27 protein-coding genes are annotated in these 26,225 nt (G+C 70.7%); 4 read left to right on the top strand and 23 right to left on the bottom strand.

Features of this window, described 5'->3' with window-relative positions; all coding sequences use genetic code 11:
* Window positions 1-2 precede the first annotated feature (2 nt).
* The 4 genes from rpsN to rpmG are packed head-to-tail and all read right to left on the bottom strand — an operon-like array spanning window position 3 to window position 944.
* The gene (rpsN, locus tag OG589_RS10460) at window positions 3-302 is read right to left on the bottom strand and encodes a 30S ribosomal protein S14 (RefSeq protein WP_405148252.1); all 300 of its coding nucleotides are present in this window, start codon (window positions 300-302) and stop codon (window positions 3-5) included.
* On the bottom strand, window positions 302-538 hold the full coding sequence (gene rpmB / locus OG589_RS10455) for a 50S ribosomal protein L28 (RefSeq protein WP_405148250.1): 237 nt from the start codon (window positions 536-538) through the stop codon (window positions 302-304). The genes rpsN and rpmB overlap by 1 nt, the downstream gene beginning before the upstream one ends.
* Complete coding sequence (locus OG589_RS10450) at window positions 538-783, bottom strand: type B 50S ribosomal protein L31 (RefSeq protein ID WP_405148248.1); 246 nt, start codon at window positions 781-783, stop codon at window positions 538-540. The genes rpmB and OG589_RS10450 overlap by 1 nt, the downstream gene beginning before the upstream one ends.
* Entirely contained in the window at window positions 780-944 is a 165-nt protein-coding gene (gene rpmG / locus OG589_RS10445; RefSeq protein ID WP_405148247.1) for a 50S ribosomal protein L33, read from the bottom strand. The genes OG589_RS10450 and rpmG overlap by 4 nt, the downstream gene beginning before the upstream one ends.
* Window positions 945-1,027: 83 nt before the next feature.
* On the opposite strand from rpmG, the gene OG589_RS10440 reads away from it, so the two are divergent.
* On the top strand, window positions 1,028-2,167 hold the full coding sequence (locus OG589_RS10440) for a CobW family GTP-binding protein (protein ID WP_405148246.1): 1,140 nt from the start codon (window positions 1,028-1,030) through the stop codon (window positions 2,165-2,167).
* Between the two features lie 78 nt (window positions 2,168-2,245).
* Here OG589_RS10440 and OG589_RS10435 read toward each other — a convergent pair whose 3' ends face one another.
* From OG589_RS10435 to OG589_RS10350, 18 genes are all read right to left on the bottom strand, one after another.
* The gene (locus tag OG589_RS10435; RefSeq protein WP_405148245.1) at window positions 2,246-3,436 is read right to left on the bottom strand and encodes an MFS transporter; all 1,191 of its coding nucleotides are present in this window, start codon (window positions 3,434-3,436) and stop codon (window positions 2,246-2,248) included.
* Window positions 3,437-4,396, bottom strand: coding sequence for an electron transfer flavoprotein subunit alpha/FixB family protein (locus OG589_RS10430; protein WP_405148243.1), 960 nt, complete (start codon window positions 4,394-4,396; stop codon window positions 3,437-3,439).
* Between the two features lie 12 nt (window positions 4,397-4,408).
* Window positions 4,409-5,191 (bottom strand): electron transfer flavoprotein subunit beta/FixA family protein, encoded by a 783-nt coding sequence (locus OG589_RS10425; protein WP_405148241.1) that lies wholly within the window; start codon window positions 5,189-5,191, stop codon window positions 4,409-4,411.
* A gap of 3 nt (window positions 5,192-5,194) precedes the next feature.
* Window positions 5,195-5,998: an enoyl-CoA hydratase/isomerase family protein gene (locus tag OG589_RS10420; protein ID WP_405148239.1), complete on the bottom strand. Its 804-nt coding sequence runs from the start codon at window positions 5,996-5,998 to the stop codon at window positions 5,195-5,197.
* Window positions 5,995-6,765, bottom strand: coding sequence for an enoyl-CoA hydratase/isomerase family protein (locus tag OG589_RS10415; protein ID WP_405148238.1), 771 nt, complete (start codon window positions 6,763-6,765; stop codon window positions 5,995-5,997). The genes OG589_RS10420 and OG589_RS10415 overlap by 4 nt, the downstream gene beginning before the upstream one ends.
* Window positions 6,762-7,928 (bottom strand): acetyl-CoA acetyltransferase, encoded by a 1,167-nt coding sequence (locus OG589_RS10410; RefSeq protein ID WP_405148237.1) that lies wholly within the window; start codon window positions 7,926-7,928, stop codon window positions 6,762-6,764. The genes OG589_RS10415 and OG589_RS10410 overlap by 4 nt, the downstream gene beginning before the upstream one ends.
* The gene (locus tag OG589_RS10405; RefSeq protein WP_405148235.1) at window positions 7,915-8,310 is read right to left on the bottom strand and encodes a Zn-ribbon domain-containing OB-fold protein; all 396 of its coding nucleotides are present in this window, start codon (window positions 8,308-8,310) and stop codon (window positions 7,915-7,917) included. The genes OG589_RS10410 and OG589_RS10405 overlap by 14 nt, the downstream gene beginning before the upstream one ends.
* Window positions 8,307-8,771, bottom strand: a complete 465-nt coding sequence (locus OG589_RS10400; RefSeq protein ID WP_405148233.1) for a MaoC/PaaZ C-terminal domain-containing protein — start codon at window positions 8,769-8,771, stop codon at window positions 8,307-8,309. The genes OG589_RS10405 and OG589_RS10400 overlap by 4 nt, the downstream gene beginning before the upstream one ends.
* Entirely contained in the window at window positions 8,768-9,217 is a 450-nt protein-coding gene (locus OG589_RS10395; RefSeq protein WP_405148231.1) for a MaoC family dehydratase N-terminal domain-containing protein, read from the bottom strand. The genes OG589_RS10400 and OG589_RS10395 overlap by 4 nt, the downstream gene beginning before the upstream one ends.
* On the bottom strand, window positions 9,210-11,318 hold the full coding sequence (locus tag OG589_RS10390) for an acetate--CoA ligase family protein (RefSeq protein WP_405148230.1): 2,109 nt from the start codon (window positions 11,316-11,318) through the stop codon (window positions 9,210-9,212). Before OG589_RS10390 ends, OG589_RS10395 begins: the two co-directional genes overlap by 8 nt.
* Window positions 11,315-12,463, bottom strand: a complete 1,149-nt coding sequence (locus tag OG589_RS10385) for a CaiB/BaiF CoA transferase family protein (RefSeq protein ID WP_405152006.1) — start codon at window positions 12,461-12,463, stop codon at window positions 11,315-11,317. The genes OG589_RS10390 and OG589_RS10385 overlap by 4 nt, the downstream gene beginning before the upstream one ends.
* 2 nt (window positions 12,464-12,465) lie before the next feature.
* On the bottom strand, window positions 12,466-13,212 hold the full coding sequence (locus OG589_RS10380; protein ID WP_405148228.1) for an SDR family NAD(P)-dependent oxidoreductase: 747 nt from the start codon (window positions 13,210-13,212) through the stop codon (window positions 12,466-12,468).
* A gap of 17 nt (window positions 13,213-13,229) precedes the next feature.
* Window positions 13,230-13,979 (bottom strand): ABC transporter ATP-binding protein, encoded by a 750-nt coding sequence (locus tag OG589_RS10375; protein WP_405148227.1) that lies wholly within the window; start codon window positions 13,977-13,979, stop codon window positions 13,230-13,232.
* Entirely contained in the window at window positions 13,979-15,925 is a 1,947-nt protein-coding gene (locus OG589_RS10370; protein ID WP_405148225.1) for an ABC transporter permease subunit, read from the bottom strand. Before OG589_RS10370 ends, OG589_RS10375 begins: the two co-directional genes overlap by 1 nt.
* 2 nt (window positions 15,926-15,927) lie before the next feature.
* Window positions 15,928-16,794: a branched-chain amino acid ABC transporter permease gene (locus OG589_RS10365; protein WP_405148223.1), complete on the bottom strand. Its 867-nt coding sequence runs from the start codon at window positions 16,792-16,794 to the stop codon at window positions 15,928-15,930.
* A 7-nt stretch (window positions 16,795-16,801) separates the two neighbouring features.
* Window positions 16,802-18,040 (bottom strand): ABC transporter substrate-binding protein, encoded by a 1,239-nt coding sequence (locus OG589_RS10360; RefSeq protein ID WP_405148221.1) that lies wholly within the window; start codon window positions 18,038-18,040, stop codon window positions 16,802-16,804.
* Between the two features lie 318 nt (window positions 18,041-18,358).
* Window positions 18,359-19,486 (bottom strand): acyl-CoA dehydrogenase family protein, encoded by a 1,128-nt coding sequence (locus OG589_RS10355; RefSeq protein WP_405148219.1) that lies wholly within the window; start codon window positions 19,484-19,486, stop codon window positions 18,359-18,361.
* 2 nt (window positions 19,487-19,488) lie between these two features.
* Complete coding sequence (locus tag OG589_RS10350; RefSeq protein WP_405148217.1) at window positions 19,489-20,538, bottom strand: acyl-CoA dehydrogenase family protein; 1,050 nt, start codon at window positions 20,536-20,538, stop codon at window positions 19,489-19,491.
* A 301-nt stretch (window positions 20,539-20,839) separates the two neighbouring features.
* Between OG589_RS10350 and OG589_RS10345 the strand changes: the two genes are divergently transcribed.
* On the top strand, window positions 20,840-22,972 hold the full coding sequence (locus tag OG589_RS10345; protein ID WP_405152005.1) for a (Fe-S)-binding protein: 2,133 nt from the start codon (window positions 20,840-20,842) through the stop codon (window positions 22,970-22,972).
* Window positions 22,973-23,062: 90 nt separating this feature from the next.
* On the opposite strand, the gene OG589_RS10340 is transcribed toward OG589_RS10345, so the two are convergent.
* Entirely contained in the window at window positions 23,063-23,767 is a 705-nt protein-coding gene (locus tag OG589_RS10340; protein ID WP_405148215.1) for a TetR/AcrR family transcriptional regulator, read from the bottom strand.
* A gap of 526 nt (window positions 23,768-24,293) precedes the next feature.
* Here OG589_RS10340 and OG589_RS10335 point away from each other — a divergent pair.
* Together OG589_RS10335 and OG589_RS10330 are read left to right on the top strand one after the other, a co-directional pair.
* Window positions 24,294-25,292, top strand: a complete 999-nt coding sequence (locus tag OG589_RS10335) for an ABC transporter permease (protein ID WP_405148214.1) — start codon at window positions 24,294-24,296, stop codon at window positions 25,290-25,292.
* Window positions 25,289-26,161: a carbohydrate ABC transporter permease gene (locus OG589_RS10330; RefSeq protein WP_405148212.1), complete on the top strand. Its 873-nt coding sequence runs from the start codon at window positions 25,289-25,291 to the stop codon at window positions 26,159-26,161. Before OG589_RS10335 ends, OG589_RS10330 begins: the two co-directional genes overlap by 4 nt.
* Window positions 26,162-26,225 lie beyond the last annotated feature (64 nt).

Below are 26,225 nucleotides of genomic sequence, written 5' to 3'. Positions count from 1 at the left end.
GGCTACCAGCTCGCCTTCCTGATACCCGGGAGCTCGCCCCGGTGGGCCATCTGGCGGAAGCGCACGCGGGAGAGCCCGAACTTGGTCAGATGGCCGCGTGGGCGGCCGTCGATCGCGTCGCGGTTGCGGATGCGCGTGGGGCTGGCGTCGCGCGGCTGCCGGTTCAGCTCACCGGCTGCTCGCGCCCGCTCCTGCGGTGTGCCGGTGCGGATGGTCTCCTTCAGCTCGGCCCGGCGGACCGCGTAGCGCTGGACCACCGCCTTGCGCCGCTCGTTGGCCGCGATCTTGCTCTTCTTGGCCATCAGACCCTCTCCCCCCGGGCCCGGATCTCGGCGACGGCCCTGTCGATGCCGATCTTGTCGATGGTCTTGATCGCTCGGGTGCTGAGCGTCAGCCGGACGAAGCGGCCCTCGCTCGGGACCCAGTAGCGGCGATGCTGGATATTGGGGTTCCACCGGCGACGAGTGCGCCGGTGGGAGTGCGAGACGTTGTTGCCGAAGACCGGTTCCACGCCGGTGAGCCGGCAGTGGGCGGACATCAGTTCCTCCCGTAGCGCTGGTTGAACCGCTCGACACGGCCGGCGGCGTCGAGGACGCGGCTGCGGCCGGTGTAGAACGGGTGACTCGCCGAGGAGACGTCGACGTCGACCACCGGATAGGTGTTGCCGTCCGCCCACTCGATGGTCCTGTCGCCGCTGATCGTGGATCGCGTCAGGAACGCGACCTTCGCGCCGGGGTCGCGGAAGACGACCGGGTGGTAGTCGGGGTGAATGCCCTTCTTCATCGTTCCTCCCGGAACAGCGTGTGCCGCCGGATGGTCGGGTCGTACTTGCGGAGCGTGAGCCGGTCGGGGTCGTTGCGCCGGTTCTTCGTGGTCACGTAGGTGTAGCCGGTCCCAGCGGTCGATCGCAGCTTGATCACTGGGCGGAGGTCGTTTCTAGCCAAACCAGGCCTTCTTTCGCTGTCGCGTGCCAAGGTGTGGCACCATAATGACAACGGTTATCGTTTTTAACAACTCGGGAGGCCTCGTGTCCATTCCTGTTGTCCTCGTCGCGGGCCTGCACGCCTCGGCCCGTACGGCCACCGTCGACCGGCTGCTGTCCGCACACCCCGGATCGGTCGCGGTCCACCACGATCTGCGCACGGTCACCCTGGATCGTGTCGAACGAGTGGTCCGCGACCGGTCGGGCGTGCTCGACCTGGCCGAGGTGCGGCTCGCGCACGGGTGCGTCACCTGCGCCGTCCGCGAAGACCTGCTTCCCCAGCTGCTACGACTCGCGGCGACGGCCTCGTTGCTGGTGGTGGAGCTGTGGGACTCGGTGGAGCCCCGCTCGGTGGCCGAGGCCGTCGACTGCGAGCAGGCCCGCGACATCCTGCGGCTGACCTCGGTGCTCACCGCGTTGGACGCCGAGCACATGCCCGTCGACATCTCCCGCGGCGATCTTCTGGCCGACATCGACAGGCCCGCGGCGACGGGCGACCGACGCTACCTGGCCGAGGTGCTCGCCCGCCAGATCGAGTACGCCACCGGCCTGGTGCTGCACGGCGGCGACGAGGAGGACGCCGACCTGTCGCGCGCGGTGCTCGCCCACCTCGCGCCGGTCACGCCGGTCCACCCGGTCACCGGGCTGCCGCGCGTCACCGGGGCCGCGCTGTGCACCGGAGAGCTGGCCGAGCGGGTCGACCCGGCCACCGCCCAACTCCCGTGCGACGCGCGGACCGGCGAGATCACGACGGTGGTGTGGCACCGCCTGGGCCCCCTCCACCCCGCGCGGCTGTTCGAGGCCGTCGACGAGCTGGTCACCTGCTCGGTGCGCTCACGTGGCCGGTTCTGGCTGGCCACCAGGCACGAGCAGATGCTGGCCTGGGACGCGGTCGCCGGAGTCATCTCCGTGGAGGACGCCGGGCCCTGGCTGACCACGCTGCCCGAGGCCACCTGGGACACGGTCTCCCCCGCCCGCCGCATGGCCGCCGCTCTGGACTGGAATCCGATCATGGGCGACCGTGTGCAGCATCTGGTTTTCACCGGCCCGGACCTCGACCGTGCGCGCATTCACGAGCTGCTCGACTCTTGCCTGCTCACCGAGCGGGAGGCCGCCGCCGGATCCGACGCCTGGGCCGCCTTCGACGATCCGTTCGCCCCCATCCTGGACCTGGAGGCCGTATGAGGCCGCGGGTCGGAGGCGTCGTTGACGATCGCCGCCGAGCTCCGCGAGGCGCGCAGGTGTGGCAGCTCGCGGGTCCCTTCACGCGGGATCCGGCGGGTTTCGCCGTGACGGCATGGCCACCGCCATCATCAGCCCGGCCAGCACCACGACCGCCGTGGTGACGAAAGCCGTCTCGTACGAGTACGAGGCGAGCTGGCCCGCCACCAGCGGGCCGACGGTCATGCCGAGATCGGCGGTCATCTGGTAGGCCGCCACGGCGGTGCCGCCACGTCCCTGGGTGACGTCGCCCACGGTGGCCGCCCCTCCCGTGGTGCAGAAGGCGGTGCCGAGTCCCATCAGCGCGAAGGCCGCCAGGTACCCGGGCAGCGTCTGCCAGGCGGTGACCAGGACGAGGCTGCCGAGGACCAGGCCCTCGCCCAGCAGCAGCGAGGGCCGGCGGCCCCACATGTCGGCAGCCCTGCCCGCGACGGGCAAGGTGACGGCCTGGAGCACCGCACCCACCGCCAGGCTGACCCCGACCCAGGTGGGCGCGGCCTTGACCACGAACAACAGGAACAGCGGCAGCACCGAGACCCGTACCCCGAAGACCGCCCAGCCGAGACCGAAGTTCGTGGTCAGCGCCGCCCGGTAGGGCTGGTGCCTCAGGGCGTGCGCCACCGATATCCGCTGCCCGGCGGAGCCGGCGGGCCGTGCCGGCGTGCTGAACAGCGCGGCGCGCGCCAGCGCGACCGTCGCGATCGTCCCGGCGACGGCGACCGCCGCGCCGTACACGAAGAACGGCAGCCGGGGCGAGATCCCCATCAGCCCTCCGCCCAGCGCGGGCCCGGTCACCGTGCCGAGGTAGTAGCCCCCCTGGAAGTACCCGCTGGCCCTGCCCCGGTGCGAAGCGGGGGTCACCCGCAGCAGCAGGTTCATCGCCGACACGGTGTACAGCGCCGAGCCGATGCCGCAGGCGCCCCGGAAGATCAGCAGTTGCGGGTAGTTCCAGGACAGGCCCGCGAGGACGCTGGTCACCGCGAGCAGCGTCATGCCGGTGGTGAGCACCGCCCGCTCCCCGAACCGGTTGACCAACCGGCCACCGGGCAGGCCGGTGGCCAGGCGCATGAACGCGAACGCCGACACCACCGCGCCGACCGCCGCGCTGCCCACGCCGAACTCGCTGGCGAAGACCGGAATGGCCGGTGACTGGATGCCGAAGCCGACCGCGACGGTGAACGCGACGGCGGTGAGGATCTTGACTTCTCGTGGCAGCTCCCGGAATCCGCCCACCTAGGCCCGCCGCCCGGCGATCTCGTCCAGGAGTTGTGGCACCACCTGGAACAGATCGCCCACGACCCCGTAGTCGGCCAGCTCGAAGATGGGCGCCTCGCCGTCCTTGTTCACCGCCACGATCGTCTTGCTGGTCTGCATCCCGGCACGGTGCTGGATGGCGCCGGAGATGCCGACGGCGAGATAGAGCTGCGGCGAGACGGTGGCCCCGGTCTGGCCGACCTGGTGCGCGTGCGGGTACCAGCCGGCGTCGACCGCCGCCCGCGACGCGCCGACGGCGCCGCCCAGCGCGTCGGCGAGCCGCTCGATGAGCGCGAACTGCTCGGCCCCCGCGAGGCCACGGCCGCCGGCCACCACGACCTCGGCCTCGGTCAGCCCCGGCCTGCCGGTGCTCTCCCTGACCGTGCGCGACACGACGCGGGTGCGCCGCTCCGCCTCGTCCGGCTCCAGGGTGCTCCGGCTGACCGCCGGCGTGACCGGCGCGGGCGAGGGCGCGACGGCGTTCGGTTTGACCGCGATGATCGGGATGCCCCGGACCACCCGGGAGGTGACCACGAAGCCTGCCGCGAAGGCCCACTGGGTGACGACGGGACCGGACGGACCGGCCTGTACGTCCACCGCGTCGGTGAGCACGCCGCCGCCCAGCCGCACGGCGAGGCGTCCCGCGATCTCCCTGCCCTCCGGGGTGGACTCGGTGAGGACGGCCGCCGGCGTCGTCTCCGCGGCGAGGCCGGCGAGCACCCGCACCCAGCCGACCGGATACTCCTCGATCTCCTTGGACTCGATCACATGCACCCGCTCGGCGCCGTACCTGCCGAGCGTCTCCACCGTCTCGTCGCCGGCCGCGCCGGCGCAGACCGCCACCGGGGTGCCGAGCCGGCGCGCCAGGGTGAGCAGCTCAAGACTCGGCTTGCCGGCCTGTCCCGCGATGTGCCCGACGAGCACCAGAACCTCCGCCACGGTGATCCCTCCTCAGATGAACTTGTGCGTGGACAGGAAGCCGGCGAGCAGCCGGCCTCCCTCGCCGTCGTCGGGCACCGCGGTCCCGGCCACCCGGGCGGGCCTGGCCGTGATCTCGTCGACCACCGTCCTGGACGCGGCCCCGACCTGGTCGGCGGGCACCCCGAGGTCGCCGAGGGTCCAGGTCTCCAGTGACTTCTTCTTCGCGGCCATGATCCCTTTGAACGACGGGTACCGCGGCTCGCCGCTGCGGTCGGTCACCGAGACCACGGCGGGCAGCGCCGCCTCCCAGTGCTCGGTCGCCCGCGCGGCCTCCCGGCGGATGCGGACGGTGCCGCCGCCCGGATCAAGGGCCACCTCGTTCGCGAAGGTGAGTTGCGGCAGCTCCAGGTGCTCGGCGAGCATCGCGGGCACCACCGAGGTGCCGCCGTCGGTGGAGGCCATGGCGCACAGCACCAGATCGGGCGAAAGGCGGCGCAGCGCGGCGGCGAGGACCAGGGCGGTGGCGGGCGCGTCGGAACCGGCGATCGCGTCGTCGTCGACGTGGACCGCCGCGTGCCCTCCCATCGCGAGGGCCTTGCGCAGCGCCTCGGCAGCGCCCGCCGGACCGACGGTCAGGTGGGTGACGTGCGTGTCCGGCGCCGCGTCCAGGATCTGGAGCGCCTGTTCGACGGCGTACTCGTCCAGCTCGGAGAGCCGGCCGCCCGCCCCCTCCCGGTCGACCGTGTGGTCGGCGCCGAACCCGGGCTGGGAGCTCAGGTCGGGGACGTACTTGACACAGACAACGATCTTCATGGGTCACCGTCCCCGGAAGGTGGGCTTGCGCTTCTCCACGAAGGCGGCGGCGGCCTCCTTGTGGTCGTCGCTGACGAAGGTTCCGCCCTCCAGCGCGAGCCCGAGGTCGATCAGCAGGTTCAGCCGTTCTTTGACGATCTTGTTCACCGTGGCCTTGGTGCCCTGGACGGCCAGCGGCGCGGCGTCGGCGAGCCGTCGCGCGATCATCGTCGCCTCGTCCAGCAGGTCGCCGGCCGGAACCGCACGCAGCGCCAGCCCGAGCCGTGCCGCCTCGGTCCCGCTCACGCGGTCGCCGGTCATCAGGTAGTACCGCGCCGCGCCCAGCGGCATCGCCAGCGGCCACGCCACCGCTCCACCGTCGCCCGCGACCAGCCCGATCGAGACGTGCGTGTCGGCGAACTGGGCGTCCTCGGCGGCGACCACCACGTCGCAGAACAGCGCGATCGTCGCGCCCAGCCCCATCGCGTACCCGTGCACGGCCGCGACGATCGGCTGCGGCACCGACAGGATCGTCTCCAGGATGCGGCGGCCGTGCAGGAGCTGGTACACCTGCTGGGCGGGGCTCGGCGCGATCTCGCCGGCCGCGCGCCCGGCCATGTCCTTGACGTCACCGCCGGCGCAGAACGCCCGTCCTTCGCCGCGCAGGAGCACCGCCCGCACCGCCGGGTCATCGGCCACCTCGGCCAGCGCCCTGCCCAGCTCCTCCTCCAGGCCGCCGCCGATCGCGTTCAGCCGTTCGGGACGGTTCAGCGCGATGGTGGCCAGCCCGTCGTCCCGGCTCACCAGCAGTGTCTTGTACTCGCTCATCGATCCTCCTTGGTAGCGGAAAGGCGGCCGACCACCTCGGCACGGGCCTGCAGCCGCCCGGGCGCCGCGACGGCCAGAGCCTGCAGCCGCGCCTCTTCGTCCAGTAGTTCGGCCAGCCCGTGGTTCAGGCCGTAGTCGAGCAGCCGCTTGGTGAGACCCACCGCGCGACCAGGGGTGGCGGCCAGCTGGTGGGCGAGCCGGGTGGCGCGCGGCAGCAGTTCGCCGGCGGGCACCACCTCGGAGACCAGTCCCCACGCCAGCGCCTCGGCGGCGGTCAGCCGCCGGCCGGTTGCCAGCCACTCGTAGGCGCGGGCGTAGCCGAGCAGCCGCGGCAGGAAGTACGCGCCCCCCGCGTCGGGCACCAGGCCCACGGCGGTGAAGGCCGGGACGAACTTGGCCTCCTCCGAGGCGATCCGCAGGTCGGCCGCGGCGGCGAGGGACAGCCCCGCGCCGGCGGCCGCGCCGTTCACCGCGGCGATCACGGGTTTCTCCAGCTCGGCCATGGCGAGCACATGCGGATGGTAGGTGTGCCGCAGCCCGCTGCTTCCCGGCCGGGAACGGTCCCGTGGCGCGCGCAGGTCGGCGCCCGCGCAGAACCCCCGCCCGCTCCCGGTGACCACGACCGCCCGGATCTCCGGATCGGCGGCCTCGTGCCAGGCGTCCGCGAGCGCGTACAGGGTCTTGGCGTCCAGCGCGTTGAGTGATTCGGGACGGTTGAGGGTCACGGTCAGGACAGGGCCGTCGCGGGACGTCAGGACGGTGCTCACAGGCTGTTCCTCCCTCCGAGGATGGCCGTCACCTGGCTGGAGAGCTGGCCGCCGTTGCCGTGCGCGAGCGCGATCGTCACGTCCGGCTGCTGTCTCCGGCCCGCCTCGCCCCGGATCTGGCGCGTCGCCTCGATGAGGGGGAAGATGCCGTACATCCCCGGGTGGCAGTAGGAAAGGCCGCCGCCGTTGGTGTTGACCGGCAACGCCCCGCCCGGCGCGATCCGCCCGGCCGAGACGAAGTCGCCGCCCTCTCCCTTGGCGCAGAAGCCCAGGTCTTCGAGGAAGAGGATGGTGTTGATGGTGAAGGCGTCGTAAAGCTGCACGACGTCGACGTCTCCGGGCCCGAGCTTGGCCATCGCGTACGCGCGGGCCGAGGACTCGGTCGCGGCGGTGACGGTGAGGTCGGGCATCTGGGAGATGGCACGGTGCCAGTGCGCCTCTCCCGCGCCCAGCAAGTAGACGGGCGGGCGGGGCAGGTCCCTGGCGCGCTCGGCACTGGTCACCACGACCGCGCCACCGCCGTCGGTGACCAGGCAGCAGTCGAGCTTGGACAGCGGGCTGGAGACGACGCGGCTGTCCAGGACGTCCTGGATGGTCAGCGGGTCGCGGACGAATGCCTTGGGATTGAGCCTCGCCCACCCGCGTGCGGCGACCGCCACCTCGGCGAGGTGCGTACGGGTGGTGCCGTACTGGTGCATGTGCCGGGCGGCGGCCAGCGCGTAGCCGGTGACCGGCATGCGCGGGCGGTAGGCGGCCTCGTAGGAGGGCAGCTCGGGCGGGCCGGTGGGCAGCCGGCCTCGGCCGCTGTCCGACCGCGCGGTGCTGCCGTAGGCGATGAGGGCCACCTCGCACGCCCCCGACGCGATCGCCAGCGCCGCGTGGTGCAGATGCGAGACGAACGAGCTGCCGCCGACCATCGTGCCGTCGGTGTACCTGGGCCGGACGCCCAGGTACTCGGCCACGTCGAGCGGCGCCATCCCACGCCCCGCGATGGCGCAGAACAGCCCGTCCACGTCCCGGGTGGACAGTCCCGCCTCGGCGAGCGCGGCGGCGGACGCCTGCGCCGCCAGCTCGATCGCGTACCTGTCGGGCCCGGCCTCACCGAGGTCGGACTCGGCCACTCCCACGATCGCGGCGGCGCCGCGCAGGTCAGGCCCGCTCATCGTTCACCTCTCCATCGGTCGCGACCGTGAACACGACCCGGGGTCCGGCCGGATCGGCCGAGTCGATCCGTGCCCTCACCCGCGTCCCGATCCGCACGTCCTCGGCGGGGACCCCGACCACCGTGCTCATCATGCGGAACCCCTCGTCCAGGTCGACCAGCGCGACGGTGTAGGGCGGCCCCTCACGCGGGGACAGGACGCTGACCGAGTAGACCGTGCCGAGCCCGGCGCTCTCGCTCCAGCTCAGCTCGACGGCCCCGCACGCCGGGCAGATCACCCGGGGGTGGAACACCGCGGCGTGGCAGCGGTCGCACGTCTGGAACGGCACCGCCCCGGCGGCCAGCCGGTCGGTGTACTCACGGTGCGGCGCGAATCCGGTCATGGCCGCCCTCCCCCGGTCGAGGAGGCGTAGACCGCTGTCGCGCCGCCGCGGAGGACCAGCCGCGGCGCGGCGCCGCCGGCCGCGCTGTGCACCGCCAGCCCGACCTCGACCTCGGTGGCGCCGTCCGGGCCGCTCTCAGAGCGGAGCACCTCGCCGCTGAGCGTCAGCGTGTCACCCGGCCAGACCTGGCCCACGTAGCGGACGCTGAACGTGCGCAGGTTCCCGCGCCCGAGCCAGTCGGCGACGTAGCCGCCGAGGATCCCGGCCGTGAGCAGCCCGTGCCCGAACACCGACGGGTAGCCGGCGGCGTGGGCGAAGGTCTCGTCGTGGTGGATCGGGTTGAAGTCCCCACCGGCGCCCGCGTACCGCACGAAGTCCGTGCGGGTCAGCGGGCCGACCCGCCGCGCCGGGGCCTTCGGCACCGGCGCCGTGGCGCGCGCCCCGGTCTCCGACTCTGTCACTGCTCCCCCAATTCGATCACCGTGCTGCGCAGGCGCATCACGGTCTCCGCATGCTGGTTGACGAACTCGTGCTCGGTGACGATCAGCGTCATCGGACCGCGGCTTCCGCTCTTGTCCAGCACGTCGGCGATGCGCGACCGCACGGTCAGCACGTCGCCGACGACGACGTCGCCCAGGTACTCCCATTCGGCGCCGCCCGCCAGCACTCTCCGCAGGTTCAGCCCGAGCACGTCCTCGCCGTCCCTGACGGCCCAGTGGGCGGTCACGGCGGAGAAGGTCGGCGGCACGGGCAGGTGCGCGTACCCGGCGGACCTCGCCTTCTCGACGTCGAGGTACACCGGATCGCGGTCCTTGACGGCGAGGGCGAACTCGCGCACCTTGCCGTGCTCGACGGGGAAGCTGTACGGCGGGTAGGCGTGGCCGATCAGGCCGGTGCGGTCAGCCATGCCGCACCACGATCAGCGCGTCGGCCGCGAGCACCAGGCCGTCGGCGACGCGAAGCGGGTTCACGTCCACTTCGGTGACCTCGTCCAGTTCCAGGGCCAGCTCGCCGAGTGCGACCATCACCTGGGCCACGGCGCTCTGCTCCGCCTCCGACAGCCCGCGACGCCCGCTCAGCAACCGGCCGCCGAGCAGCCCGCCGAGCGCCGCCCTGGCGGTGGCCGCGTCGAACGGCGGGCGCAGCAGTGCCGCCTCGCTGAGCACCTCGACCAGCACCCCGCCGAGCCCGATCGCGACCATGGGCCCGAAGACCGGGTCGCGCTGCACCCCGCAGGTCATCTCCAGCCGGGCCGGCGCCATCTGCTGGACCAGGACGCCCTCCACGACCGCGTCCGGCGCGCGGACGGCGACCTCGGCGAGCATCTCCTCATACCCCGCCCGCACCGCGTCGGGGCCGCGCAGGCCGAGCCGGATCGCCCCGGCGTCCGACTTGTGCGGGAGCTGGTAGGACATCACCTTGAGCGCCACCGGGCCGCCGACGCGCTCGGCCGCCTCGACCGCGCCGTCGGCGCCGGTCACCAGCTCCTCGCGGGTCACCGGCACTCCGTACCGCGCCAGGATGCTCTTGCCGGTCGACTCCAGCAGGGTCGTCTCCCCGCCCGCGGCGGCGATCAGCTCGCGTACGTGCCGCGCCCGGCCGGCGTCGGGGGCGAACCGTGCCGGGCCGGCGGGCTGCGTGCGGCGGGCGGACTGCCGGACGAGGGCGGCCAGCGCGGTCATCGCCCGGCGCGGGTCGGTGTAGGTGGGCACACCCGCCGCCTGGAACTGCTCCGACCAGGCGGTCGACAGGATCGCGACCGGCTTGTCGGTGTTCTGGTACATCTCCACGATCGCGTCGTTGGCCGGCCCGGGCCGGGCCCAGGTGACCGCCGTCACCAGGTCGGCGGATGGGCTGGCCGCGACCGAGAACAGCACCTTGCGGTACGCGCCCGGCATCGCGGTGGTCTGCGCGGTGGTGTCCACGGGGTTGGCGGTGCTGCCATAGAACGGCACCGGCATGTCGGCGGCCAGCGCCGCCTGCTCCTCCTCCGGCAGAACGGGGACCGACAGTCCCGCCAGCCCCGCCTCGTCGGCGAGCAGCACGCCCGCGCCTCCGGAGGAGGTCATGACGATCACGCGGTCGCCTCGGGCGCGCCGGCCGTCCTGGAAGATGGTGCCGAGGTCGAGCAGTTCCTCCATGGTCGAGGCGACGAAGACGCCGTACTGCTCGCACACCGCGTCCAGCACCTGGGCCGAGCCCACGATGGAGGCCGTGTGGCTCATCGCGGCCCGCGCCGCCTCGTCGGAACGGCCCGCCTTCAGCAGGACCAGCGGCTTGTCCAGCTCGGCGGCCCGGCGCGCGGTCTCGACCAATACCTCGGGGTCGCGCAAGGTCTCGGCGAAGGACAACAGCACGCCCACCTCGGGGCGTTCCACCAGGTGGCGCAGCACGTTCGCCACGTTCACGTCGGCCTCGTTGCCGGTGGAGACGAACCAGCCGAGCCGAAGGCCGGCCAGCACGGCCTTGTTGGTGATGTAGGAGCCGAAGCCGCCGCTCTGTGAGACCAGGGCCACCGGTCCCGGCTGGGGCAGTGGCTCGTCCACGGTCACCATGAAGTTCGCCATCACGCCGTCGTGGGCGTTCATGTAGCCGATGCAGTTGGGTCCGACGACGCGGATGCCGGTGTCGCGCGACACCTCGGTGAGGCGGTCCTGCAGCGCGCGTCCCTCGGGACCCGCCTCGGCGAAGCCCGAGGTGATGACGGTGGCGCCGCCGATGCCACGGGCGGCGCACGCGGCGACCACGTCCACCACGGCGGGGGCGGGCACCGCGATCACGGCCATGTCGACGGCTTCCGGCAGGTCGCCGACGGTGCGGAACGCCTGGCGGCCCTGGACCACCTCGTCCTTCGGATGGACCGGGTGGACGTCGCCGGGGAAGGCGCGCAGCAGGTTGGCGAAGACGGTGCCGCCGATGCGCGTCGGGCTGTTGGAGGCGCCGACCATCGCGAGCGAGCGGGGAGAGAGAAGCCGGTCGAGCGCCGGCCGGGGAGCGGGCGTGGTCATGAGTTGCCTCCGTAGGGTACGGCCGACGCGCCCAGCTCGCGTAGGACCGAAGCGGTGTGCTCGCCCAGGAGCGGGGCGGGGGTGGGGGCGGGGGTGGCGTAGGCGCTCAGGCGCAACGGCTGGCGGACATACCGCTGTCTCGCCCGTCCTGACAGGGACCCGACGACCTCGCGCGAGAGCGCGTGCGGGTCGCGGAGCGCCTCGCCGAGGCGGTGGACCGGGCTCGCCGGGATCCCGGCGCGGTCGAAGGTCTCCTGCCACCCCGCGCGGGTGCGGGAGGCGAGGACGCGGGCCAGTTCGCCGGTCAGCTCCCCGGCCCTCGGCCAGCGCTCTCGCCGGCTCAGCGACGCGTACTCGGCCAGCCCGGTCACCTCGCACAGCCGGGACCAGAAGTGGTCCTCGAAGCCGATGCCGAGGCAGATGAGCAGGCCGTCCGCGCAGCGGTAGAGCCCGTAGCCCGGTTCGCGGCCGTGCGTGGCCGTGGCGGCGGCCGGCGCGTTGAGCTCCCGCTCGAACCGCAGCGCCAGCAGGGACATCAGCGCCTCGTGGGTGGACAGGTCGACGTAGGTGCCGCGCCCGGTCGCGCCCCTGCCGACCAGCCCGACCAGGGCGCCGAGCGCGGCGTAGAGCGCGCCGGCCATGGCGCCCGTCTCGGGACCGGGCGGCGGGGGGATCGCCGGCTCCGGCCGGTCGCACAGGGCGTCGAGCGCGCCGGCCGTCGCCTGGTACATCAGCTCGTGCCCGGGCCGGTCGCGGTACGGGCCGTCCTGGCCGAAGCCGGAGACCGACACGTACACCAGCCCGGGGTGGGCGGCGCTCAGCCTCGGGTAGCCGAGGCCGAACCGTGCCATCGTGCCCGGCCGGTAGGACTCGAAGAGGACGTCCGCCGTACACGCCAGCCGGAACGCCGTCTCCTGGTCCTCCGGTGACTTGAGGTCCAGGGTCACCGAACGCTTGCCGCGGTTCAGCGCCGCGAACATGCCCGGCTGGCTCCGGGCCGGGTCCCCCGTGGCGGGCCGCTCCACCACGATGACGTCCGCGCCGAGGTCGGCGAGCACCATCGTCGCGTAGGGCCCCTGGAAGTTCTGGGCGAAGGTGACCACGCGGACGCCGTCCAGTGGACGGCGTCCGGGGCCCGCGGCCATGGTCAACGGACCATCATCCCGCCGCCGTCCACCGAGATCACCTGGCCGGTGACGAAGCTGGACGCGTCCGAGGCCAGGTACACGAAGGTCGGCGCGATCTCCTCGGGCTCGGCGTGCCGGCGCAGCGGCAGTCGCTTGACCGCGTCGGCGAAGCGCGGATCGGTGCGCACCTTGAGCGTCATCTCGGTCGCGGCCGCCGGGGCCACGGCGTTGACGAGGATGTTGTAGCGGCCGAGCTCGCGTGCCGCGCTCCGCACCATGCCCAGCATCCCGGACTTCGCGGCGGCGTAGTTGATCTGCCCGATGGAGCCGTTCTGCGCGGTCGACGAGGACGAGAAGATGATCCGTCCCCGCTCCCGCTCGATCATGTCGTGGACCACCGCCTGCAGCCAGTAGAACGAGCCGGAGAGGTGGACCGCGATGACCTGATCCCACTCCGTGTCGGTCATCTTGTGCAACATCGCGGGCCGGGTGACCCCGGCGTTGTTCACCAGCACGTCGATCGGGCCGTACGCCTCCTTGACGTCCGCGGCCGCCCGGTCGACCTCTGCGCGGCTCGACACGTCGCAGAGCACCGCGAGCGCCTCCCCGCCCTGACGGCGGATGCCGTCGGCCACCTCCTCGGCGGCCTCGGCCCGCACGTCGGCCACCGCCACCCGCGCGCCCTCCCGGGCGTACGCCTCGGCGACCGCACGGCCGATGCCCTGAGCGGCACCGGTCACCACGGCGACCTTGTCCTTCATCTGCATCCTGTCTGCTCCTGCCCTTACACGTTTCCTATGGTCAGCCGCTCGTCCGACCGGCCCAGATACACTTCGCGGATCACCGCGCCGTCGTCGAACTCGGATTTGGGGCCCGCGGCGACGATCCGCCCGTTCTCCATCACCGCCACGTCGTCGGCTATCTCCAGCGCGTGCTCGATGCGCTGCTCGACGAGGAGGATGGACAGCCCTTCGTCGCGCAGCGCCGAGACCATCGCGAGGACCTCGTTGACGATGGCGGGCGCCAGACCGGCGGAGGGCTCGTCGAGCATCAGCAGCTTCGGGCCCGGCATCAGCGCCTGGCCGATGGCGAGCATCTGCTGCTGACCACCCGAGAGGCTCCCCGCCGGCACGCGTCGCCGCTCCTTCAGCAGCGGGAAGCGCTGGTATGCCTGTTCCAGCGCCTCCCGCCTGGCCGGGCTGCGCAGCCCGCGGCCCGGAAGCAGGTACCCGCCGAGGAGCAGGTTCTCCTCGACGCTCCTGGCGTGGAAGACCCGCTTGTTCTCCTGGACCAGGGCCAGCCCGGCGCGTATCCGCCGGTGTGCTCGCGCACCGCTGATGTCCTGCCCGTCCAGCTCGACCTTGCCCTGGCCGACGTTCGGCAGCAGTCCGGCGATCGCGCAGAGAAGCGAGGTCTTCCCGGCGCCGTTGCGCCCGAGGACCACGGTGATCTTCCCCGCGCGGACCGCCGCGTCCACTCCCCACAGCACGCGCAGGTCTCCGTATCCACCGGTGATCCCGGCCGCGGACAACATCACTGGGCTCCCTTCGGTGCCGTGGGCCGGCCGGCCGGCTCCGGTTCTGGGGTCTCGGCCGGGGGCTCGTGGTCCGTCGCGCCGGTGTACTCGGCGAGCACCCGGCGATCCGCCTGGATCTCCGCCGAGGTGCCGGAGGCGATGAGCGTGCCCTGGCTGAGTACGTGGATGCGGTCGGCCAGCTTGAGCACCAGCGGGAAGTTGTGCTCGACGAGGATCACGGTGCCGCCCGCCTGGCGGATCTTCTCGATCGCCCGTTCCAGCACCACCAGGTCGCTCTCGTCCAGCCCGGAGCCCACCTCGTCGAAGAGGAAGACCCTGGCCCCTGACGCGAGCGCGCGCGCCACCTCGACCAGCCGGCGGGTGCCCAGTGCCAGCGAGTCGACCGGACGGTCGGCGACGTCGTCGATACCAAGCCACCGCAGCAGCTTGAGCGCCTCGGCGTTGTCCGCCGCGTACCCTCGGCGGAACACCGGGAGCCTCAGCACCGCGGCGGCGATCCCCACGCGGTGGGTCACGTACCGGCCGGTGGCGACGAAGGCGACCGTGCTCATGTGCTTGGGGATCAGCGGGGTCTGGAAGGTACGGGTCACCCCGAGCCGTGCGATCCGGTACGGCGGCCGGCCGCCGATCTGCTCGTCTTCGAGCATCAGCGACCCGCCCGAGGGTTTGTAGAAGCCGCTGATGAGGTTGAGCAGGGTGGTCTTTCCGGAGCCGTTCGGGCCGATCAGGGCGGTCACCTCGCCGGGGTGGGCCTCGATCGAGACATCCTGCAGCGCCTTGTTGCCGCCGAAGGACTTGCTCAGCCCCTCGGTCCGCAGCACGGCGCCGTTCAGGCGGTCGAGCTCGACGCTCGCGGGGGCACCGGCCGCCGGGTCACGGCCGGGCTCTGCGGTGGCGGAGGCGGAGGCGGTGGCGGAGGCGGTGGCGGAGGCGGTGGCGGAGGCGGTGGCGGAGGCGGTGGCGGAGGCGGGCGGGAGCGTGGGCAGCCAGCCGCGCCGCCGCGCCGCGGCCAGCCCGTCGTGGGCGATCCCCGCGAGCCCGCGGTTGAAGATGACGCCCGCCAGCAGCAGGAACGCTCCGTAGATCACCAGTTGCCAGTCCTGGAACTGGGTGAAGGTCTGCTGGCCGAGCTGCATCACCGCCGCGCCCGCGATCGCGCCGTAGACGGATGTCGAACCGCCCACCACCGAGGCGGCGAGCACGCTCAGCGCCAGCGCGAAGGTGAAGGTCTCCGGGGCGATGAACCCGTCGATCATCGCGAACAGCGCGCCGGCCAAGGCGGCCGGGATCGCGCCGATGACGTAGGCGAGCAGCTTCAGCCGGTAGACCGAGACGCCGAGGACCGAGGCCAGGATCGGGCTCTGCCGCAGCACGAGGAAGATGTCGCCGTGCCGGGAGAGCAGCAGGTTGCGGGCGATGGCGAACCACCCCGCGGTGACCAGCAGGATCAGCACGTACAGCCGGTCGCCGATGATCTCCATGCCGAACAGCGTCGGGACCGCGGCGGCGAGGCCGAGCGTGCCCCCGGTGAAGGAGTGCAGGATGTCGATCAGGTTCGGGATCAGGGTGACGAGGAAGAAGGTCACCATCGCCAGCGACCAGCCGCCGAGCCGCAGGCCGGGTATTCCGGTCACCAGCCCGACCACGACCGCGGCGGCCGTCGCCGCCGCGAGCGCCAGCAGCACGTTGGTCGCGCCGAACTCGACGCCCAGGTAGCCGGCGACGTAGGCGCCGACCGCGTAGAGCGCCACCTGGCCGACGGCCAGCTCCCCGGCGTAGCCGAGGACGACGTTCAGGCCGCTGACGAGCAGGCTCAGGATCGCGATCAGCATCACCGTGCGCGACCAGTAGGCGTTGATCAGGCCCACCCCGGGCGCGGCCATGAGCAGCACCACGAGCAGTACGGCGATCAGCGGGCGGTACCGGTGGATGAGTGCGGTCATGGCTACACCCGCCGTTCGAGCGCGGCGCCGAAGAGCCCGCGCGGTCGCAGGAAGAGGATCAGCAGGAACACCCCGAAGACCACGAGCTGCGGGTATGCCGCGCCGATGTAGCGCGCGGCGAACGCGTAGATCAGCCCGGTGGCGAAGCCGCCGATCAGTCCGCCGAGCTGGCTGCCCGAACCGCCGATCGCGATCGCCACGAAGCCGAAGAGGGACAGCGCGTGACCGAGGTCGAAGGTCGCGTAGGTGCGCGCGCCGACCAGCAGTCCGAACGCCCCGGCGATCACTCCGGCCAGGACGAACGCCCCGACGCCGAGCAGCCGTACGTTGATGCCGCGGGCCGATGCCGCCTGCCGGTCCTCGGCCGAGGCGAGCGAGGCGAGGCCGAGCAGGGAGTACCGCGACCACAGGTGCAGTCCGACGCCGAGCAGCAGGGTGAGCGCGATCAGCACCAGGTCGACCGGGCGGACCGTGCCCCCGAGCAGTTCCAGCGGATGGTCCGGGAGGCCCGACGGCACGGTCAGGGGCTGCCGGCCCCAGATCGCCGCGGCCAGGCCGTCCAGGATCGTCGCGGCGCCGACCGTGGTGATCAGCGCGCCGTGCGCGTCCGAGCGTCCGAGCAGCGGCCGGATCGCGATCCGCTCCTCCAGCAGCGCCACCACCCCAACCCCGACGGCGGCGAACAGGACGGTCACCACGACGGGGAGGCCGAAGGTGACCGCGCCGGCGTAGGCCAGGAAGGTGCCGACCATCAGGAGCTGGGCGTGCGCGAAGTTGAACGTGCCGGAGGCGAGCAGCACCACGTTGTACCCGATCGCGATCAGCGAGTAGATCGCGCCCGTCGCCAGCCCCGCCCATACCGTCGTCATGGCCGCCTCACGCCTTGTCAGGTGTGTAGAAGCCGTCACCGTTGTAGGTGCCGGGGGGCACGTACTGGAAGGTGTCGGCGCCGGCGGTCGGGAAGTGGTCGGTCGGCGAGTAGCTGAACTTCAGGTACTGGCCGTTCGGGCCGGCGTAGTACCAAAGCGGCGCGCCGGTCGGCTCGGGCAGGTTCTCCAGCGTCGCCTTGACCTTGGCCGAGTCGTTCGACTTGGCCTCGCGCGCGGCGTACACGACGACGGCGAGCGCGTCGTGCCCGGTCGAGTAGAGGCCCCAGCCGGTGCTGGAGATCCCCTCGGCCACCGGACCGGACTTGATCTTCTGGATGAACCCGGCGAGGCCTGGGTGCTGCTCGCTGGAGGACAGGGTGGCCGAGGAGACGACCACGTTGACGTTCTTGAGCTGTTCCGCGCCGAGGTTCTTCAGGTACGGGAAGCTGGAGGCGAGCTGGTCGCAGTAGGCGGGGATGTCCCAGCCGATCTGGGCCCGGCTGCGCATGACGTAGAGCGCGGCGGTGCCGTACCCGTTGAGCAGGAGCGCGTCGGGGTCCTGCGCCTTGAGCTGGTTGAGCTGCGAGCTCATGTCCAGCGCGGTCGCCTCGTAGCGCGCCTCGATGAACTGCATCCCCGCGCCCTGGACGGCGGACTTGTAGATCTCCGCCGAGCTCTGGCCCGTGGCGTCGTTGGAGTACAGCATGGCGATCTTCTTGTAGCCGTTGGACTTCGCGATCGAGATCAGCGCGGGCGCGTAGTCCTTGCCGGGCGAGGAGATGCCGAAGTGGTAGGGGAACTTGGCGGGGTCGTTGAGCAGCGTGCTCACCGTCCCGCCGACGGACACGATCTTCTGCCGGGTCAGGATGGGCAGCAGGGAGAGCGAGACCGCGCTAGAACTGCCCGGGTAGACCAGGTCCGGCTTCCTCCCTTGGGACAGGCGTTGCTGCAGGAGGCTGACCGCCTTGGTCGGGTCGTTCTGGTCGTTGGCCGTCTCGACCACGATCTTCCTGCCGTTGACGCCGCCGGAGGCGTTGAACTCCTCCGCGGCGATCTTGATGCCGGCGTCTATGCTCTTGGTGTTGGTGGAGATGGGACCGGAGTAGTCGCCGGTGATGTAGACGATGTAGGGCTCGGCGCCTCCTCCGGCGCCGGCGGCGTCACCGGAGCCTGAGCACGCGGTGAGCGGAAGCGTCAGCAGCGCGCTGATCGATACCATCGCGAGACGGATGTGTCGTGGTCTCATTGCGGCCTCCTCAGCCAGGGGAATCCAGCGGCTGAATCATGTTCAGGAGGTAGTACGGGGGGTGTGGTGCGGTGATCGGCGAGATCACCCACGGGCGAACGGCTGCATTGAAGATCACTCGAAGGGGACGCCGCTTTCGGACGTGCGGCGGCGACCTCAGGACCAGCCGAGGCAGGACGTTCTTGATGGATCAGCGTCGTGAGGGGGATTCAGGGTTCTTCCGGAAGACGGCCCTCCCGGTGAACCCGACGTCGATCGGCGGAACCGGCCGGGGGTGAACGGCGTCCCGGCGGAACAGGCGCACTCGACCGGAGGGGCTCAGCGCGGCAGGTCGAGCATCCGCGCGATGATGTTCTTCTGGATCTGCGCCGACCCGCCGTACACGCTGACCGGCCGGGAGGTGAAGTACGAGCTGAGCCACCCGTCGGCGGCACCGGTCAGCTCGTCGGCGCCGAGGATGTCCATGGCCAGATGCTGCAACGACTGCTCGGCGTCCGCCCACAGCAGCTTGGCCACCGAGCCCTCCGGGCCGGGGGGCCGTCCGGAGACCCGAAGCGACAACTGCTCCATGCAGTTGAGGCGCAGCACCTCGCCGCGCACGTACGCGCGGGCGAGCGCCTTGCGCGTCTCCGGCTGCTCCAGCAGCCCGCGTTCGGCCGCGAGCCGCTCCACCTCGCGCAGGGTGCGCCGGTAGTTGGCGATGAAGCCGATGTCGGCCGGGCCGCGCTCGTAGGCGACCGTGGTCATCGCGATCCGCCAGCCCTCGCCGGGGGCGCCGAGCCGCTGCTCCACCGGGATTCGCACGTCGTCCCAGAAGACCTCGGCGGTCTCCGCCTCCCCGCTGGCGATCACGATGGGCCGTACGGTGACGCCCGGCTCGCTCATCGAGACCAGGAAGGCCGAGATGCCCTTGTGCTTGGGGACGCTCGGGTCGGTGCGGGCCAGCAGCAGGCACCAGTCGGCGTACTGGCCGCCGCTGGTCCACATCTTCTGGCCGTTCACCACGTAGTGGTCACCGTCCAGCCGCGCGAGCGTGCGCAGCGAGGCCAGGTCGGAACCGGCCTCCGGCTCGCTGAAGCCCTGGCACCATGACATCTCGCCGGACAGCAGAGGGGGCAGGAAACGCCTCTTCTGCTCCTCGGAGGCGTAGGTGAAGATGGCCCGGCCGATGTACCCGACCGAGGGCAGGGGCGGGGCGCCCAGGTTGCCCGACTCCTCGTTGAGTATCGCGTCGTAGACCGGGCTCAGCCCGCGCCCGCCGTACTCCACCGGCCAGCTCAGCCCGACGTAGCCGGCCTGGTAGAGGGTGCGGTGCCAGGACTTGCGCAGCTGTACGGCCTCCTCCTCATCCTCGATCTTGTCCCAGCCCGCCGGGATGTTCTCGGTCAGCCACCGGCGCAGGACCGCGCGGAACTCCGCCTCATCGGGGGTGTCTCGGTAGTCCATGGTCACTCTCCCGTCAGCCGGACGTCGGCGATAAGAAGCAGTTGGGCGCCCTCGTCGCCGAACAACTGGCGATCCATCAGCGCGCGGCGGGTGTGCACGTGCGCGATGTGCTCGTAGGTCTGGCCGATGCCGCCGAACACCTGCATGACCGTCTCGGTCACGTCACGCGCGACGGCGGCGCACTGCGCCTTCGCGGTACGCGCGGCCAGCACCGCCTCCGCCGGGTCGAGCGCGTCCACCGCCCACGCGGCGTAGCTCGTGGCGCTCGCCACGGACTCCGCGCTCACGTACGCCTCCGCGCACATGTGCTGGACCGCCTGGAAGGAGCCGATCGGCGCCCCGTACTGCACCCGTTCCTTGGCGTAGCCAACGGCCCGCTCCACCGCGGCGCGCATGACACCGACCGCGTCGGCGCAGATCGCGGCGAGCGTGAGCGCCTCCCACCGGAGCAGGTCCTCGGGGGCCAGCGCGTCGCCCACCGTCGTCAGGCGTCCCGGGTCGATCGGCCCGTCCGAGCGGACCAGCGCACGGGTGAGGTCGGCGCTCGCCACCGGGGCGAAACCGGCGTCCAGCGAGATCCGTACCACCCGCGTGCCCGCGGAGGAGTCCGCCAGGGCCAGCACCGTGTCCGCGCCGTCGACGTCCCAGCCGTATCCCGAGCCGCCTTCCGGCGAGCGGACCAGGCCGGACAGGTCGTGGTCCAGCAGGACCCCGGCCCGGGTCGTGCCCTCGGCCAGCTTCTCGGCCTCGTCATGCGCGCCGGCCAGGGCCAGCAGCTCCGTGGCGAGAACGGCCGAACCGAGATAGGGCACGGGGACCAGCCCGGCGCCCAGCGCCTCGGCCACCACGGCGACCTCGACTCCGGAGCCGACCGGCAGCCCGTCACCGTCCCGTGTACGCAGCGCCAGCAGGCCCGCCTGGGCCAGCGCCCGCCAGGCCGCGTCCCGGTCCCGGGTGGTCAGGTCACCCGGGTTCGCCAGGCCGGCGGACCCGGCGATCTGCCGGGCCACCTCTTTGAGCATCTGCTGCTCGTCACTGAGCAGAGCGAGCACAACCACACCTCCTGTCCCTCCACATGACCGACATAAACTGAATGTCATTCAAGGGATGTCTAGCATGTGGCCGAGAACGGCGTCAACGGAAACAGGCCCGTCACATTGGCGCAACAGGGTGGCCGTACCGCCGCGCGACGGTTGACCGCCTTCCTAGCAGCGTGTTTAGCTGCATCCCAGGCCGAAGGACCCACCCGGAAGACCAGGCACACCTCCACCGCCACCCACCCTTGCCATAGTGAATGGCATTCAGATAGGACTTTCAGCGACCGCCGGGCCGATCAGAGGAGGACCTGTGCTCATGGTGGCGATAGCCGGACTGGCCATGACCGTGGCGGGGGTGATCGCGACCGGGCTGCGCGTCCGGTTCCTTCACCGGCTCGCTACCAGCGGCCGGCCCGCTCCCGAACGGGTGCAATACGCCAGGGAGAACATCGGCGCCGAGGTCAAGGCGCAGCTTGTCGAGGTGTTCGCTCAGCGGAAGCTGCTGAAGTGGACCCCGTCGGGTGTCGCGCACTTCCTGGTGTTCTGGGCTTTTGTGATCCTGGCGACGGTCTACCTGGAGGCGTACGGGGCGCTGGTCCAGGGCGCGGTCACCGGCAAGCCCAACTTCCACATCCCCCTGGTCGGTACCTGGCCCGTGCTGGGGTTCCTCCAGGACTTCATCGCGGTGGCGTGCGTTGTGGGCCTGGCGGCCTTCGCGGCCATCCGCCTGGCCAACTCGCCCAAGAAGCTCGGCCGCGAGTCCAGGTTCGCGGGCTCGCACCTCGGCGGCGCGTGGCTGATCCTGTTCATGATCTTCAACGTGATCTGGTCGCTGTTCCTGTTCCGGGGCGCGGCGATCAACACGGGCAATTTCCCCTACCGCGCCGGGGCCTTTGGGTCCGAGGCCGCCGCCGCGCTGTTGCGCTCGCTTGGTCACACCGCCAACGAGGTGCTGGAGAAGGTCGGCCTGCTCCTGCACATCGGCGTGATGCTGGTGTTCTTGGTGATCGTGGTGAACTCCAAGCACCTGCACATCTTCACCGCGCCGCTGAACGTCATGTTCTCCCGCCGTCCTGATGGCCTGGGTGCGGTGCCGGAGATGCGCAGCAATGGCAAGGTGCTGGACTTCGAGGAGGCCGATCCCGACACCGACGTGTTCGGCCGGGGCAAGATCGAGGACACCACCTGGAAGGGGTTCCTGGACTTCTACACCTGTACCGAGTGCGGGCGGTGTCAGTCGCAGTGCCCGGCGTGGAACACCGACAAGCCGCTGTCGCCCAAGATGCTGATCCTGGACCAGCGTGACCACGCCTTCGCGATCGCCCCGTACCTGCTGGCCAGTGAGGAGGAGCGGGCGAACCTGCCCGAGGACGTTTTGGCGCTGGCGGGCAAGCCGCTGGTCGGCGAGGACGGTGTGATCCACCCTGATGTGCTGTGGTCCTGCACCAACTGCGGCGCGTGCGTCGAGCAGTGCCCGGTCGACATCGAGCACATCGACCACATCATCGACATGCGCCGCTACCAGGTCATGATCGAGTCGAACTTCCCCTCCGAGGCGGGCGTCATGCTCAAGAACCTCGAGAACAAGGGCAACCCGTGGGGGGTGCCGGAGACCAAGCGGGCCGAGTGGATCGAGGAGCTGGCCTCCCGCGAGGTCGACCCGATCGAGGTCCTGCTCATCGAGGAGAAGGTCCCCGACGACCTGGAATACCTGTTCTGGGTCGGTTGCGCCGGCGCTCTGGAGGACCGGGCCAAGAAGACCACCAAGGCCGTGGCCGAGCTGCTGCACATCGCCGGGGTGAAGTTCGGGGTGCTGGGCCCGATGGAGGCGTGCACCGGCGACCCGGCGCGCCGCCTGGGCATGGAGTTCCTGTTCAACATGCTCGCCCAGCAGAACATCGAGACCCTCAACGAGGCCGGGGTCAAGAAGATCGTGGCCACCTGCCCGCACTGCTTCAACACCCTGGCCAACGAGTATCCCCAGCTCGGCGGCATGTTCGAGGTGGTGCACCACACCCAGCTGCTGGCCAAGCTCGTCGAGGACGACCGCCTCACCCCGATCACCCCGATCGAGGAGAAGATCACCTACCACGACCCGTGCTTCCTGGGCCGCCACAACAAGGTGTACGCCCAGCCGCGCGACATCATGGCCAAGGTCCCCGGGGTCCAGACCCAGGAGATGCACCGCTGCAAGGACCGCGGCTTCTGCTGCGGCGCGGGCGGCGCGCGCATGTGGATGGAAGAGCGCATCGGCAAGCGCATCAACACCGAACGCGTGGACGAGGCGCTCACCACCGATCCCGACACCGTCTCCACCGCCTGCCCCTTCTGCCTGGTCATGCTCGGAGACGCGATCAACGAGAAGAAGAACAGCGGCCAGGCCAAGGAATCGCTGGAGGTCGTGGACGTCGCCCAGCTCCTCATCACCTCGGTCAAGGGCGGCGCCTGAGGCTCGGCCGGCGAAGGAGGTCGGGAGAGCACACCGGCCTCTTCGCTCGGATCCGCCATCCTCACCGGGGATGTCTCCCCGGTGAACACGTCAGTTGTCGGGCTGGCGTTGACCCTCCGAAGGCACGTTCGCGAGCCGCGCGAAGACATCGACGGCCCGGGCCACCAGTTCCTCGGCCTCCTCGCGGGTCGCGCAAGCGGCCACCTCACGGCAGATCCCGCCCATGGCGTCGGTGACGATCGCGACCATCGCGCGGACGCCCAGCGCGTCGTCCTGTCCGAGCAGATTCGAGCTCTCCCGCAGCAGGGCGGCGTTCTGCCGAAGCCAGTCCTGGTTGATTCGGCGCATCCGCAGCCCGAACCCGGGAGGCGTGTCGCCGTCGGCGACCAGTCGCACCACGTCGCGATGCTCCCAGGCGCCCAGAAGGTAGGCGCGTGTCCCGGCCAGGAACAGACGCAGCCCGTTGGTGACCCCGGCGGCGCGCACGGCCACGACCGTCTCGCGAGCACGTGCCTCCTGGCTGCGCTGGTACGTCAGCCAGATGGCGAGGTAGATGTTGGTCTTGCTCCCGTAGTGGTAGTACAGAGAGCCCACGCTCATGCCCGCGCGCTCGGTGATGTCACTCACGGTCGTCGCCGAGAAGCCCTTCTTGACGAAGAGCTCGCGTGCCGCGTCCGCCAAGCCCTGGGCGGCGTCCGTCTGCAACCGCGTGTCGTCCAGATCGATGGTATCGGTCTCTTCGACCGCCCGCGGCGACGTGCCCTGCTTTCTGGGCCTCGTTCCGGCCTTCACCATATGCTCTCCGATCCAGGTCGGCGGCCGCATTGACAACCGATCGGCTCACGCCGAAAGGTCTGAATAAGATTCAGTCTAGGGCAACCGCACGGCCTGATGGAGACGCTTGCCGCGATCCGGCCAGGGCGAATCCGGGACAAGCCTCCAGCAGGTGATGCCCCTGATGTCGGTTCTCCTGCCGAAGCCCAGCGCTGACCGCCCTCTTGACGTGCCTCTGACTCGCTCCTATATTTCCGAAATATTAATGCGACATCTTGAAAGTTTCGGAACCACCACCGTGACACATTCCGCTGACGGCGTGGGATGACGCCATCGTTGGCTGAGGGGATGGCATGAGCGATCAGCCGTCGAACGACACGAGCGCCGCGTCGGGCGACTCCGCACTATGCCGAGATACGCGGCCGTCTCCCACTGGGCGGGCCGAGACGCTCGTCCCGCCCAGGACGCGAGTGGAGAGGACCGCCCGGCCTGTGCGGGGCGACCGTGCACCCGGCGCCGCCGTGCCCGAGTCCACAGCAGGCGCTTGGTGAAGCGCAGGGACGTCGAGTCGCGGTTCGCGTCGCCCGGCACCCGAGATCCGCGTGAGGCGACGCCCGATCCCGTCTATGGAAAGCGCTCTCCTGGTCGTACCTGGCGTCAGGCGCTGCGTCGCGACTGGCAACTGTACTCGCTGGCGATCCTCCCGCTGTTGTTCTTCGCGATATTCCGGTACCTGCCGATGATCGGCAACGTGATCGCCTTCCGGAAGTTCGAGCCCGGTGGCAGCGTGCTGGGCGAGGAGTGGGTCGGCCTGCGCTACGTGCGGCTGTTCCTGAACGACCCGACGTTCTGGCACGTGTTCACCAACACGCTGGTCCTCGGCGCGCTGACACTGCTGTTCTGCTTCCCGTTGCCGATCGTGCTCGCGTTGCTGATCAACGAGGTCCGGCACCAGCGCCTCAAACGGTTCGTCCAGTCGGTGTCCTACCTGCCGCACTTCCTCTCGATGGTGGTCGTGGCCGGCCTCGTCATCGAGCTGCTGTCGGTCGACGGGCCGGTGAACCAGGTCCTGCGCGTGGTGGGCGACGACCCGATCGCGTTCCTTCAGCAGCCGGAGTGGTTCCGGACGATCTACATCTCCTCGGAGATGTGGCAGACCGTCGGGTGGGGGACGATCCTCTATCTCGCCGCGCTCACGACCATCGATGACCAGCTGTACGAGGCGGCTCGGATCGATGGCGCGGGCCGATGGCGGCAGACCTGGCACGTGACCCTCCCCGGCCTCCGGCCGACCGCGGTCACCCTGCTGATCCTGAACATCGGCGCGTTCATGGCGGTCGGATTCGAGAAGATCCTTCTGCTCTACAACCCGTTGACGTACCCGACCGCGGACGTGATCTCCACGTACCTGTACCGCATGGGCGTGGTCTCCAACAACTTCAGCTACGCCGCGGCGATCGGCCTGTTCGAGGCCCTGATCGGGCTGACCCTGGTCATGTCGGCGAACCTGATCTCCCGCCGCTCAGTTGGGACGAGCCTGTGGTGACAGTGGACAGAAGCCGGGGTTACCGCGTTTTCCAGGGAGTCAACGCCGTCATTCTCGCCAGCGTCGTGATCGTGACCCTGTACCCCTTCATCAACATCATCGCCCGCTCGTTGAGCGACGAGAACTTCATCCGGTCGGGTCAGGTCAACCTCATCCCACGCGGGTTCACCCTCAAAACGTACGAGTACGTGGTCTCCGACCTGACGTTCTGGACGAACTACCGCAACACCGTGGTGTACACGGTCGTGGCCACGTTGATCTCGATGCTCCTGACCACCTGCTACGCCTACGTCTTGTCCAAGAAGCACCTCAAGGGCCGCAAGGCCCTGGTCGGGATCGCCGTCTTCACCATGTTCTTCTCCGGCGGCATCATCCCCAACTACGTCCTGATCACCGGCATCGGGCTGAAGGACAGCATCTGGGCCGTCGTCCTGCCGAACGCCATCAGCGTCTTCAATCTCCTGATCATGAAGACGTTCTTCGAGGGACTGCCGGTCGAGTTGGAGGAGGCCGCCGCGATCGACGGCATGAGCACCTACGGCATCCTGCTCCGGATCGTGCTGCCGCTGTCGAAGGCGGTGATCGCCACGATGGTGCTCTTCTACGCCGTCGCGTTCTGGAACTCCTGGTTCACCGCCTTCCTCTACATGAGTCAGTCCGACCTCTTCCCGGTGACCGTCTACCTGCGCAACCTGATCGCCGGCGCCACCACCGCGACGTCCGTCGGCGCCGACGCCAACGACCTGACGGTGGCGGCCAACATCAAGTCGGTGACGATGGTGCTCACCATCCTCCCCATCGTCGGGATCTACCCCTTCGTCCAGCGGTACTTCGTCTCAGGAGTCATGCTCGGCGCGGTCAAGGGATAGCCCTTCGCCGACTCGCCTCCGGCGCTCTCCGCACACCCCCCGTTCCGCGCGAAAGGACTCCCAT

This window comes from Sphaerisporangium sp. NBC_01403, from assembly GCF_045040145.1.
Classification (GTDB): domain Bacteria; phylum Actinomycetota; class Actinomycetes; order Streptosporangiales; family Streptosporangiaceae; genus Sphaerisporangium; species Sphaerisporangium viridialbum.
The sequence above is the reverse complement of the archived record's forward strand: the minus strand, read 5'-3'. Positions and strand labels throughout refer to the sequence as shown.